The sequence below is a fragment of the Polyangiaceae bacterium genome (assembly GCA_020633205.1).
In the GTDB taxonomy this organism is placed as follows: Bacteria; Myxococcota_A; Polyangia; order Polyangiales; family Polyangiaceae; genus JAHBVY01.
Genome location: JACKEB010000018.1, coordinates 13,136 through 25,167 on the forward strand (window position 1 = coordinate 13,136; position 12,032 = coordinate 25,167).

The window sequence follows — 12,032 nt, forward strand, 5'->3', positions numbered from 1 at the left end:
TTGGCGCGAACATGGCTAGCCGCGTGGTGCGCACGCGACGGCGTGTGAACCCATCGCGCGCCGAGGCCGCTCGTCTGCCGGGCTACCGCTTGGTGTTCGAGGACCGGGGTATCCCGCTGCTGGAGCCCGCCTTCGCGAGCATCCGCGAGGAATCATCGTCCGAGGTCTGGGGCGTGCTCTACCACTTCACCGCGGACGAGTTCGCCTGCCTGGACCGCTTCGAGGGGCCGAACTACCGCCTGATCGAGGTGGAGGTCGAGGGCCGTGAGAGCGGCGTCCAAGACGCCTTTGCGTATGTGGCTTGTCGGGTGATCCAGGGCAAGCGGCCTTCCCGCCGCTACTTGGAGTTGTTGCGGGAGGGCGCGGTGGAACACGACCTCCCAGCGAGCTACGTCGCCGAGCTCGAGTCCCATCCGGCGGCGTGGGCGCCTCCTGGCGCCGCCTACGCGTTGAACTTCGTGGTCAGCTCGGTGGAGTGGGTTCGCAGCCACTCTCCCGCCACCCAGGAAGCCCGCCGTAACCGGAGACGTGGTTTTCCTGACGGGGACTAGGCGAGAGTCAACGCGTGCGACTGATCAGCCAGAAGATCGCGTAGGCCATCAGTCCCGCACTTCCCACCAGTAGAGCGACCACGAGCGGAGAGGGTAGGCCGACCTTGCGGGGTCGATCCTGATCCACGGCGACAGGCGCCGACTCCGAGGCCGTGGTGCTCTCTGTGCGAGGTTCTACTTCGTTGTCCATGAGTGCCTCTAGCGCTGAGCCTGCATCAGCAAAGCGTTGCGCGGGATCGCGGTTCACGCAGCGCGCGAACCAGCTGTCGAAACCTGCGCCCAGCGTGTTGCCCTCGAGCTCGATGGCGCGGCTGCTCGCAGGCTCTATTTCCGAGCGGATAAGTTCCAGGGCCACGCCCGCCGCAGATTGTCGGCGTGCGACGCTTCGCCAGTAGATCTTGCCGCTCAGGATGTAGAACGCCAGGAGCCCGAGCGCCCACACATCATCACGCTTCGTCGGCACGTAGCCGTCAGCGCCTTGCTCCGGCGCTGTCCACATCGGCGTCCCCAGACCCGCCTCGGTGTGGCTTGCCACCAGCGCGACGTTCTTGCTGATCCCAAAGTCGAGGATCCTCAAGCAGGGGCCGTCCGCGTTGTTGCTGACCCGGATGTTGTCGGGCTTGAGATCGCGATGCACGACACCCACGGCGTGTGCGGAAGCCGCAGCGGAAAGCAACTGCACGCAGAGTGCTAGGCGCTGCTCGTTTGGGAGGTCTGGATGCGCCTCGAGCCACTCTCCGAGATCCTCACCCGGTGCGTAGTCCATGACGAGGTAGCGGCCACCGTCGGGTAGTTCTCCAGACTCCAGCGCAGCCACGATACCCGGGTGGTCGAGGGACTTTCCAAGCGACGCTTCGCGCTCGAAACGCTGCACACCCCGCGGGTTGTCCCTGGCGCTCTTGGCCATCACCTTCACCACCCGCGCTTCTCCGGTCTGCAGGTCGTCCACTCGATAGGCGACGCCCATGGCTCCGCGGCCCAGGGTCTCGACCACACGAAAGCGGTCGAGCAACACTTCTCCTGGCGCGAGTCCCTTCACGCGGCGAAGTCTAGTGGCCTCGGCAGAAAAAACACCCTCTTCGAAGACGCGGGCACTGCTGCGGCAACTCGGCGCACCGACTATGATCGGGGGATGAAGCGCTGGGTGTTCGCGTTTGCGCTGTGCGCGGCGGGGTGTGGCGACTCGGGGAGCGACTCCGCGGCTGGCAGTGGCGGTCAGTCGGGTGCGGGTGGACAAGCCGGTACTGCGGGCGTCTCCGGCGGGGGCGCTGGTGGGAGTGCTGGGACCGGTGGCATCGCCAGTTGTGAGGCGAGCAGCGCGCGTTGTGATGCTCTCAGTGAGACGGAGCGTCCTTTCAGACCAAGCGAGCACAGCATTGCGTTTGCCGAGAACACCGCAGAGCTGGTGCTGTTCGGTGGGACTCAGGGGGTGAGTGTGCAATGCCAAACGCCGCCGCCCGCCTACATCGCAGAGACCTGGGTCTACGACCGTCCGTGCAATGTTTGGCAGCGCGTCTCTGGGGTAGGACCAGACGCCAGAGGTCGTCATGCATCGGCGTACGGCGACGGAGCGGTGTGGATCTTCGGTGGGAGGTACCGCGCTGATGGGTCTACGTCGGGCAACTACACCATTTTCAACGACGTCTGGCGTTTCGACGTCGAGGCGCGGAGCTGGTCCCGCATGGAAACGAACGGCGACGCCCCGGCCGCGCGCAGCAACGCTTCGTTGGTCTGGGACTCGAAGCGCTCGAAGCTCTGGATGTTTGGCGGCAATACCAGCGCTAGCGGTGCGGTCTATACCCCTCAGAACGACGTCTGGAGCTTCGACCCTGCAACGAACTCTTGGGCCGAGCACAGCTCGAGCGACGGGCCCGCTCCACGCTTGTTCCACGCGGCGCTGTACGACTCGAAGCGTGACGCCCTGGTGATTTACGGGGGCGCCGACGAGACCTTGTTCAACCCCACGGCGCGCTACTTCCAGGACCTCTGGAGCCTCGATCTGGAGAGCCTGAGCTGGAAGGAGCTAGCGCCGGCCATCACGGCTCGCCCGACTGGGCGCTTCTGGCCGGCGCTGGGCTTCGATGAAGCCAGTGACCGCTACCTGATCTTCGGAGGCCACGACGATCAGACTCTGGGGAATCGAAACGACTTGTGGGCGATGTCGCCGACCGATGGGTCTTGGATCGAACTCACCGGGGGCGACACGCTGCAGAATACGAATACCGGTGTCTGTGATTTCCCAGTGGATTTCACTGATGTGGACACTGCTGCACCAGAACGGCGCCACGCTCAAGGTGTCGCTTTCGCGAAGGCGTGCGGAGAGATGCTGGTGGTCGGCGGCAAGACAGACTGCGGCGTGGTCGACGATGTGTGGAGCTACTCCGCGGGAAGCTGGCAGGAGCTAAGGGCAGCGACGGAAGGTGAGGTCTGCCTGCGCTGGCGCAGCGACACCTCCCTCTGCAACAACCTCTGTAACTGAGGCTGGGGATCGATCAGCGGCGCTGTTCGCGGCGACCCTCGAGCGTGCGGCGACCTTCTAGAACTGCGCCGTCCACGGTCATGGCGACGACTTGCCCTTCGTGGGCGAGTAGACTGACGAACGGTGTCTGCAGGCTGTTGTCTCCCCAGGTTCGCACCCAACCCGCGCCGGGAGTGTGCGCCCGATACCACAGCGCGCCTCGGGAGGCCGTCCAGGCGCCGCCCACGGAGTCTAGCGCCGTGACAGAGAAGTCTGCGCTCGCGTCCAGCGTCTCTTGTTCAATCAGCTCGCCCCGCAGCGTTACGGCTGTCCCAGCAGCGCCGACCGCCAGGCCCACACCGAGCACCGGATGCCCCGCCGCACCCAAGTAGGCACGCACCTTAGGGCACTGAATCCGTGCGGATTCCCACATCAGCGGGCGGTAGCGCGCGACGAAGCCCTCGCCTTGAACGTCGCGTCCGGTGACGAGCCACTCCTCGTCAGCGACTCGGGCGAGGGCGGTGATGTTCGCTGCTTTGGGTAGCGCTGCTGGTTTGAGCCAGCGCCCCGCGATCACGCAGAACAACAGCGCCGGGCTGTCGTCTCGCGAACCCGCGACCACCGCGATGTCGTTGGGGTCGCCATGGGCGCGCTCGAACACCGTCTTGCGGCTCTGTTCGCCGAACTTGCGCGCGCCGCTCGCGTCGTAGGTGCAGAGCAGCCCCTCCTCCCCGCCAAGCAACCAGCGCCCCGCCGCCTGACGGCTCACGAAGCGTAAGCGCGACGCATCGAGGCCGTGAGTCGGGGCCATTTGCCATTCGCTACCCGTCCAAAACCACAGCCCGCTGGTGGTTAGCGCCAGGCAGCGACCATCGCCATCCCAAGAAACCTCGCGCGCGATGAAGCCCACCTGCGGTCTCTGACGCAGCGTCCAGCTCCAGCTTGGAGCCTCAGCCTGCCGTGACAGCAACATCAGGGACTGGAAGCGCCTCCCGCCAGCGTGGGACATCGGAGCTTCTTCCAGGTGGGGACTCAAGAGTGCCGCGAGCTCGCGGGCGCTCTGGGGGCGCGCCTGGATCTCATTGCTGGTCGCTCGCGCGAGCAACTGATCGATGGCAGCACACGCATCAGGCTGTGCCTTGAGTTCCGGGCAGAGCCCCGCGGTGTCGGTGAGCCGACGTCGCGCTGGCTCGCGGCTAGCGATGATCGCCTCCACTGGCCCATCGATCTGAAAGTAATCTTCTCCGGTCAGCGCCAGGTACACCAGGCAGGCGAAGCTGAACACATCGGTCCAGGGTCCGATCTGTGATTCCCCGGGGAAAAGTTGTTCCGGGGCCGCATAGCCTGGAGTGCCAAGCGCGGCGTTCTCGCCAAACGTCTGCCCGAGGCCAACGGGGCGCGCGATACCGAAGTCGGCGATCTTGAACACCTCGTTCGCGTCAGCCCCGCAACACAGGACGTTGCCTGGGGAGATATCGCGGTGGATCACGCTCACGGCGTGGATGGCTTCCAGGCCCTCCGACACGCAATGAACGAAGTGCGCCGCTCGTCTCAAATCGAAGGCGTAGCCCGAGACTTGCAGGGAGCTGTCCACGCGTTCGTGCAGCGCGGTGCCTTCAACGCCGCCGTGGACGTACTCTACGGCGTTCCAGGGGACCTCGAAGTTCCCGCGTCGGGTCGGCGCCGCGACGCTTCCGCTATCGAGCAGCCGCACAACGAATGGGGTCGTTGGCACGCGTTCGTTCAAACGCCCCAGCGCGACCGCTTCCTTGCGGATCATCATCATGGCAGCCTCGCCCATCCGCGATAGAAAGGATGGGCGCGTCACCTTGAGCACTACCGGCGTCTCGCCCTCCGGTCCCAAGCGCATGCCGAAGAAGGCCACGCTCGCCGTACCTTCGCCGATCACGTACTCCAGACGATAGTTCACCCCGTTCTGGGTTTGGGACGGCACCAAGCTGCCCCCGAAGGCGCCGAGCTCGATGCTGTCGGGGCTCAGGTGATTGCTTGGGGGAGGGCTGCTCTGGGTCACGGCTGCATCTCGGGTGTTCATTGGCAGGTGTCGCCAAGTTCGTAGCCAGCCCGGCACTCACATTCGCAGCGCGCCTGCAGCGTCGGGTCCTGGAAACGACATTTGGGGATCACGTTGAGGCTCGTCGTGGCTTGCTCGTTGTCTTCGAGACGAATCACGGTGATGTCGAGACGCCAGACCTCGTCGCGGACACTGCGGGACTTTTCGTAGTTCGGGCACGCGGGGATGTGATCGACCTGACTGCGCGAGCGAATATCGGGTTGCCACCAGCCCTCTTCTCCTTCGATGGGTCGCATGGCGACGGTGCGCGCTTCGCGCGCCAAGATCGCGCCGTTGTCCGGGAAGTGGAGCTGCGCTTGGAGCTCCGCAGTCGTCGACTGGAGGTTCTTCACTTGTGCGGCGACGTACATCACGTGCCCGCCTTGAATCGCGGCGGAGAGGTCCACGACGTCTCCGTCTTGCAGCAAGACGAGCGGCAGGCCTTCGTCGATGAACGCGGCTGCCCGCAGCTCCATCGGGCCCAACGCAACCACATCCGCCTGCACGTCTTCCCCTGCATCGCTGGACTCGCCGCCCGGAGGATCCGAGCTGCACCCGACCAGCGCAGCACACATCAGAACACAAACAGCTGCAAGGTAGTTCACGGTGCCACTCATCAGACTGCTCACTTCGCGACCTCGCACGAGCCGATGCGAAACGCCATCGATCCACTGCGGACACAGCCTCAGCGTATCCGTTTGCTGTGCGCGGATGGTCGCCATGCTTGGCGCCTCGAAACTACCCGCGACCCGGTCAGCATGCCATATTCGGGCGGTCGTTCGATGTCACTCCAAACACACCTAAAGCCTTCCACCGCGTCGAAAGGCGCTGGCCTTGTCCTCTTAGCCTCCCGTTTGGGCGGCAATCTTCGGCGCCCGATGCTGGCTGTGGCGTGTGCGCTCTTGAGCGGCCCCGCGTTGGTCGGCTGCGGAGAAAGCAGCACGGAAAGTAGCGGGAGCGGCGGCACGGCGGGCGCCGCTGGGGCAAGCGCGGGCGGCAGCGGCGGAACCGGGGGCAGTGTTGAAGTGCTCACCACCGTCGAGTCAGCCATTGGCCCAGTGGCTGCGGCCGTGGGCGATGAAGACACCGTGTGCATCTTCAAACGCATGCAGAACCCCGCGGGCTTCGTGCGGAACATCCGTGGTCATCTCACCGATGGCTCACATCACATGATCGTCTACGTGTCTGGAGAGACGGAGGAGCAACTCGAGCCCAAGCACTGTGGCGGCTTCAGCGGCATCTTCAACCTCAACGGCGGAATCCCCGGCCTCGACTCCGTCGACATCCCCGTGTTCATCGCCCAGCAGCACGAGGCCGAACTGAACCTGCCGAGTGATCCCGAGACCGGTAAACCGCTTGGTTTCCGTGTGGAAGAGAATCAGATGCTGCGCATCGAGCTGCACTGGTTCAATACGACGCCGAAGGCTCAGCAAGTGACCGGTACCGTGGAGTTCGATGTAGCCGGAGAAGACGAAGACGTGATGGAGTCTTCGTTTGCTTTCTGGGGCAGCACGGCCATCGACATCCCGCCTCACTCTCAATTCACCACGCCCGTCTTGTTCCAGAAGGCGATGGCGGACACCAAAGGCTTCGCCGTCACCACCCATCAGCACCAGCTCGGCACGAACATGAAGATCTGGAAAGCTGATGGGACCAACGTCAGCGACGACAAGCTCCTCATCGAGTCGACGGACTGGGCGGAGCCGCCGCTCAAGATGCTCGATCCTCCGGAGCTCTTCGATGTAGGTGAGGGCCTCGCGTATCAGTGCGCGTGGGACAACACGACGGACTCTCAGGTCGGCTTCGGCGAGGGCTTCGGCGACGAGATGTGCTTCCTTTGGATGTACTACTATCCGAGCAACGGCTTCGACCTCTGCATGCACTTCAACGCAGGCTCTCAGACGGGCGTGTGTAACCACCTCACGCGCTGAGTGCGCCGCGAGTTGTCTCTCGACTAACCGCGATCCAAGCGCTGAATCACACGCTCCGCGTTCCAGCGACGCTTCGGGTCACTCTGCATGAGTCCCTTGCAGATCGCATCCAAATCGTCGGGAACTTGAGGCAACAACAGCGACGGGCTAGGTGCGCCGACGGTGCGCTTGCGCACGAAGACTTCGTGGGCCGAACCGACGAAGGGAAGCGCACCGCATAGGGCTTCGAAGAGCACCACGCCCATCGAGTACCAATCCACCGCTGGCGAAAGCTCCCGAGCGTTCCATTGCTCTGGCGCCATGTAGGCGGCAGTGCCCACTAGCTCTCCATCGCTGTTCGGGGCCTGGCTAGCGGGCGCCGCGTCCGGCGTTGGCAGTTGCTCAGCCGCCAGGCCATAGTCCATGACGACCAGGCGCCCCCTGGAATCCACGCGGATATTGCCTCGGGTGATGTCTCGGTGGATCAGCCCTTGCCGATGCGCGTACTCGAGGCCAGCGCAAAGCTGCCGCAGAGCGTTGCGCGCGCGGTCCATACCGCCGCTTTCAGGAGGAGTGAAAACGGAGCGGTTCGCCGCGCGGCTCTTCTCGCCGAGCAGCAGGTTACCCTCAAGATCCTCCTCCGCCTCCATGCCCAGCGCCTCGATACCCGACGGTGACTCCTCGCGGATATACCGCACGATGTCCACCCCGGGTACGAGCTGCATGGTGTAGAACGGCGGCTCCCAGGTCGAGTACATTGCGTAGAGTTCGACAAGGTTTTCGTGCTTGAGCTTCGACAGCAACGCGAAGCGGCGCTCGAATTCTTCGGGGGTGCGCCTGCGGGTCAGCTGCTTGAGCGCGACCTCCCGGCCTTCCTTATGGTCCACCGCTAGGTAGACGCGCCCGCCAGCGCCTTCTCCGAGCTGTTTGAGGAGCTCGTAGCGTTGCTCAGGGCCGAAAGGTTTTGGGTAGTCCGTCACGGGTTCTGGAAATCATAGACCGAACCCAGCCCGAGGAGCTGGGTTAGCTCGTCCAGGGCGGTCTCCACCTCACGCAGGAACGCCACGTCGAGCAAGTCCTCGAAGCTCAGGCGGTCCCGGTAGTGACGTTCCACCCAGCTCTTTAGATCCGAGTACAAGGCGTCATCCAGTAGCACCCGAGCACCCAACTTGCCGACGTCAGCGTCCTCGAGGGGCACGCGCAGGCGCAGGCAGGCTGGACCGCCGCCGTTCTTCATCGACTGATTCACGTCCAGGTAGTGCACCGCGCTGACCCGATTGTCCTCGGCTACGACGCGCTCCAGGAAGCGGTGAGCGGCCGCGCTCTGCTTCGCTTCTTCAGGGGCGACGATCGCCATCTCGCCGTTTGGTAGCTCGAGCAGCTGCGAGTTGAATGGATAGGCGGCGACGGCGTCCGCAGCCGGCAGTTCGCCTTGCTTCGCCAAGCAATACTGAAAGCTGTCGCCCAGGCGTCGCTTGAGTTCTTCCAAGAGCTCTTGAGTGTCAACGAAGGCTAGCTCGTGGAGCAGCAACAGGTTCGCGCTGCCCACCGCTAGCACGTCGGTATGAAACGCGCCGTCATCGATTCCGCGTGGAGCTTGCTGCCAGAGCAGCGCTCGGTCTCCGAGCTGATGCAGTCTAGCGACGGCGCGGGATGCCTCGTAGGTTTGGCGCGCGGGAAAGCGCCCCGGCTCCTGGTCGTCACTGGACTTGTAAGCGCGGCGGCCCCAGCCAAAAAGATGCGTTGCGCCCTGAGGAGTGTAGAGCCGCGTGTGGTTGGCAGCGCCTTCGTCTGCGAAGTGGCTCACGCTCGGCAACGCGTCGTGAACTTCGAAGCGCGCTTCGTCCGCGAAGATGCGTCGCAGAACTCGCGTCGTGGTGGGCGCCTCCAAGCTGCGGTGAAACATCGCGCTCAAGTTGGCGGGCGTGAGGTGTGTGCGCCCGTCTGCCGCATCGGTGCTCGGCGCGACGGTAGCCGCGTTCGCCGTCCACATCGCGGACGCACTGGAGCAAAGTCGCAGCAGCTGTTCGTCTTGCTCTGCCGCCTGGCGCAGGACCGCGCTGGCTTCGCCCACGAAGCCAAGGCGACGTAGGGCGCCGACATCCGGCCGCGGCTGGGGCGGCAACACCGCTTGAGCGATCCCCAGGTCGCGAACGAAGCGCATCTTCTCCAGGCCCTGCAGCGCAGCGCTCTTGGGGTTCGACAGATGCCCCGCGTGCTCCGTCGATGCGATGTTGCCCGGGCTCAAGCCAGCGAAGTTGTGGCTTGGACCAGGCAGGCCGTCGAAGTTCAGCTCGCGGGTTGCTTGAGTACTCACGGGTGCGGGTCTCGCATGAGCGCCGCGAAGGGCTCAAGCCCTGCGTCAGCGAGCGTGGTTTCTGCGGGTATCTCGCAACTGGCGCAGAGCGTCACGGCCTTTCCGCTGCCACGGTCCAGGCGGCCGAGTGTTTCCGGGTGCTTGGCTTGCTCGGGGGGGAGCCGGCACCGCGCTTGGCAGAACCGGCGGACCTCACCCCCAAAACTGGCGATTGAGTCAGCGCTTGATGCGTGAGGTCAGGCGCTTGCCAGCGCGCAGCGCCCGGCCCAGATAGTGGTAGAGCGGTGTCTTGCTATGCTCGTCCTTGGTCGGGAACTGTTCCGTGAGGAAAGGAAAGTACAGGGTCCGCCGCAGGCTGCGTAACCCACTGTGGGGCGACTGCTCGACACGGTGCCAGGTGCGACCGTCGTGCAAGGTCAGGTCGCCGGGCTGCGTCTCGATGGCGATCTCGTGTGCGTCTTCGCCGTGAGAAAGAAAGTAAACCTTGCGGAAAAGAAAGCCGAGCGGTCCCTGCTTGTGGCTACCGGGAATCACCCGCAGCCCGCCGTCCTCCCGCTGCACGCGGTCGAGGTGGAGGCCGACGTTGAGCATGCGCTTTGGCATGCGCAGGTAGAACAGATCACGCAGGCCGTCGGTGTGCCAGCCAAGGCGTGGATAGGCGCTCCCCGCCACGTTCAGGTTGCGGTTCGCTACCAGGCCGTCCATCTCGTGATCACCGATATGCGTCTGCTCACCAATCATGCGGCGCACTGCATCGAAGCGAGAGTCTCGCAAAAATCCGTGTAGATATTCGCTAAAGCATGAGGTGAAGGGCAGGCGCTGCAAGAACGGCTGCCCCTCTACGCCTTTGCCTCGGAAGATCGGGATGCCGTAGACCTCCTTGCGCCCTTCTGCGAGCCACTTGGCTTCGATCTGGTTGAGCTCCTCGGCGATTCGCTCGACCTCATGCGGCTTGGCGACCTGGGAGAAGATGATGAACCCGTAGTGATCCAGGAAGGCGTGCTGCTCGGGGGTGATCTCCGCACCCAGCTCAAAGCGGGTGGTGATCGGTAGGATCTCCGTTGGGCGTGCCGCAGCGGAGACCGGAGGGGATGAAGCTTGAGTGGTCTGGGTTTGCATCATGAACTCCTAGGAGCTGCCGTTCAGCTGGCTCCCGTTGCGGCGAGTTGCGTCATGGGTCCGCCGTTCGGTTGCGGAAGGCCGAGCAGGGCGAGGGCCGCCCGCGCCAGGTGGTTCTCGACCTCGGCTAGCACCGCCTTGAAGCTGCCCTTGGGCAGCCCCGTGAGCACCCGCAGCTCATGATCGCTGCTGAGCGCGTAGCGTGAAACCAAGAAGGTGGTGCTTTGGGCCGCGAGTCGCAGCTCGGTTAGGCTCTTGCCGGTTGCGTTCGCCAGTGCGCCGGATATTTCCTCGAGGAATGGCAACTGCAGCGCTTGCTGCTGGACCGGCCCCAGCTCTCCGTGCTCCACCACGGTGCGCATCAAGAGCCGAATGCTGGTCTGGTGCTCGCGCGCGAAGTGGAAGGAGACGCGCACCGCCTCGCTCATGAGCTGCTCCACTGAACTAGCGGTCTTGAGCTGACTCATCAGCTCAGCGCGCATGTTGTGCAGCTCCTCGTACATGGATTCCACGCACGCCTGGTAGAGTTCGTCCTTGCTACCGAAGTAGTGGTGAACCATGCCCAAGCTGACTCCAGCGCTTCGCGCGATGTCGCGCACGGAAACGCCTCCCAGGCCGAGGTTCGCGAAATGCGAACTCGCGCTGTCCAAGATGCGGGAGCGAGTGAGCTCAGCGTTGGCGCCAGCGGGTCGAGCCATGTGCGAAGGTTAATTAATCAAACGTTCGATTACAAGGGAAAGGATTCTTCGCTAGAATCCAACAAGTTCAAACAGTTAAGGTTTCGCTCTCCGGGTCGCTTGGGGAGCTGGGGCGACGAAGCGCGGCTCCGGGGTGAGCTGAAACGCGAGTGTGAACGCGGTGTGGTGATTCGACAGCAGTCCACCTGCGAGAAGTGTGGCGCTCCGGAGTCAGTCGCCGAAGCCGTGAACCTTCGCGGGTGTTGGCCGACGCGGTCGGTGCGCTCGCCGAGGCGCCGCTTGCTCGCGTTTGGCTTTGCCGCGGGCGGCGAGAAACCTCGATGAATGCACCCCAGCGGTTGCTGGTTACGCGCGGAACCAAGCTACATCCGTCACCTTGGGAGGCCCAGAAGGACCGCCGTGGCACGCCGGTTGCTGATGGGGATGTCGAGGGCGCGCTCCACTGGGAAAGACACCCCGCGGTGAACGCCCCGCTCAACCTCAGGAGACGTGAAAATGAACAAGGCACTGCTTGGTATGATTGGGATTGCACTGATGGCGACCGTGGGCTGCAGCTCGGGGCGTGACGTCGAGGTCAACGGCAATGTCTCGGCAGCGTCCAGCGCTGCGGTTGATGGCGAGATCTTGCTGTCGTTCTACGAGTTCGATGCGGAGGATGATACCGTGCGGATTCATATCGACGACCGCAAGCTGTCAGCGTTGGGGGACTTCGCCGAGACGATCTCGGTCGAGGGCTCCAAGATCGTCATCGTCGCGGTGAACGATCGCGATGGCGACGGTGCTTGCTCAACCGGGGAGGCCTGGGCAGAGGTAGAGGCGGAGGTCAAAGACGACGACACGATCGAGCCGGTCTCGATTGTGCTGAACAACACCGCCTGTCCGGCGACCGGCGAGTAGTGAAGCTTGGA

Annotated in this window: 11 protein-coding genes; 4 read left to right on the forward strand and 7 right to left on the reverse strand. The window is 64.1% G+C overall.

Features of this window, described 5'->3' with window-relative positions; translation table 11 throughout:
* Window positions 1–11 precede the first annotated feature (11 nt).
* A complete protein-coding gene (locus tag H6718_28230; protein MCB9589336.1) occupies window positions 12–551 on the forward strand; it encodes a gamma-glutamylcyclotransferase in 540 nt (179 codons plus the stop codon).
* A 7-nt stretch (window positions 552–558) separates the two neighbouring features.
* Here the strand turns inward: H6718_28230 and H6718_28235 are convergent, their stop codons facing one another.
* On the reverse strand, window positions 559–1,590 hold the full coding sequence (locus H6718_28235) for a serine/threonine protein kinase (protein MCB9589337.1): 1,032 nt from the start codon (window positions 1,588–1,590) through the stop codon (window positions 559–561).
* 93 nt (window positions 1,591–1,683) lie between these two features.
* Here H6718_28235 and H6718_28240 point away from each other — a divergent pair, with 93 nt between their 5' ends.
* Window positions 1,684–3,030 carry a hypothetical protein gene (locus H6718_28240; GenBank protein ID MCB9589338.1) on the forward strand — a complete coding sequence of 449 codons (1,347 nt, stop codon included), beginning with the start codon at window positions 1,684–1,686 and terminating at the stop codon, window positions 3,028–3,030.
* A gap of 13 nt (window positions 3,031–3,043) precedes the next feature.
* Here H6718_28240 and H6718_28245 read toward each other — a convergent pair whose 3' ends face one another.
* Window positions 3,044–5,041, reverse strand: coding sequence for a serine/threonine protein kinase (locus tag H6718_28245; GenBank protein MCB9589339.1), 1,998 nt, complete (start codon window positions 5,039–5,041; stop codon window positions 3,044–3,046).
* 17 nt (window positions 5,042–5,058) lie between these two features.
* The gene (locus tag H6718_28250; GenBank protein ID MCB9589340.1) at window positions 5,059–5,802 is read right to left on the reverse strand and encodes a hypothetical protein; all 744 of its coding nucleotides are present in this window, start codon (window positions 5,800–5,802) and stop codon (window positions 5,059–5,061) included.
* A gap of 132 nt (window positions 5,803–5,934) precedes the next feature.
* Between H6718_28250 and H6718_28255 the strand changes: the two genes are divergently transcribed.
* Window positions 5,935–7,011 carry a hypothetical protein gene (locus H6718_28255; protein MCB9589341.1) on the forward strand — a complete coding sequence of 359 codons (1,077 nt, stop codon included), beginning with the start codon at window positions 5,935–5,937 and terminating at the stop codon, window positions 7,009–7,011.
* 23 nt (window positions 7,012–7,034) lie between these two features.
* Here the strand turns inward: H6718_28255 and H6718_28260 are convergent, their stop codons facing one another.
* The 4 genes from H6718_28260 to H6718_28275 form a co-directional block, all read right to left on the reverse strand.
* A complete protein-coding gene (locus H6718_28260; GenBank protein MCB9589342.1) occupies window positions 7,035–7,970 on the reverse strand; it encodes a serine/threonine protein kinase in 936 nt (311 codons plus the stop codon).
* Window positions 7,967–9,307 carry an N-succinylarginine dihydrolase gene (gene astB / locus H6718_28265; GenBank protein MCB9589343.1) on the reverse strand — a complete coding sequence of 447 codons (1,341 nt, stop codon included), beginning with the start codon at window positions 9,305–9,307 and terminating at the stop codon, window positions 7,967–7,969. Before astB ends, H6718_28260 begins: the two co-directional genes overlap by 4 nt.
* Window positions 9,308–9,523: 216 nt before the next feature.
* Window positions 9,524–10,426: a phytanoyl-CoA dioxygenase family protein gene (locus tag H6718_28270; protein MCB9589344.1), complete on the reverse strand. Its 903-nt coding sequence runs from the start codon at window positions 10,424–10,426 to the stop codon at window positions 9,524–9,526.
* A 23-nt stretch (window positions 10,427–10,449) separates the two neighbouring features.
* Window positions 10,450–11,124 carry a TetR/AcrR family transcriptional regulator gene (locus H6718_28275; GenBank protein MCB9589345.1) on the reverse strand — a complete coding sequence of 225 codons (675 nt, stop codon included), beginning with the start codon at window positions 11,122–11,124 and terminating at the stop codon, window positions 10,450–10,452.
* 495 nt (window positions 11,125–11,619) lie between these two features.
* Here H6718_28275 and H6718_28280 point away from each other — a divergent pair, with 495 nt between their 5' ends.
* Window positions 11,620–12,021, forward strand: a complete 402-nt coding sequence (locus H6718_28280) for a hypothetical protein (GenBank protein MCB9589346.1) — start codon at window positions 11,620–11,622, stop codon at window positions 12,019–12,021.
* Window positions 12,022–12,032 lie beyond the last annotated feature (11 nt).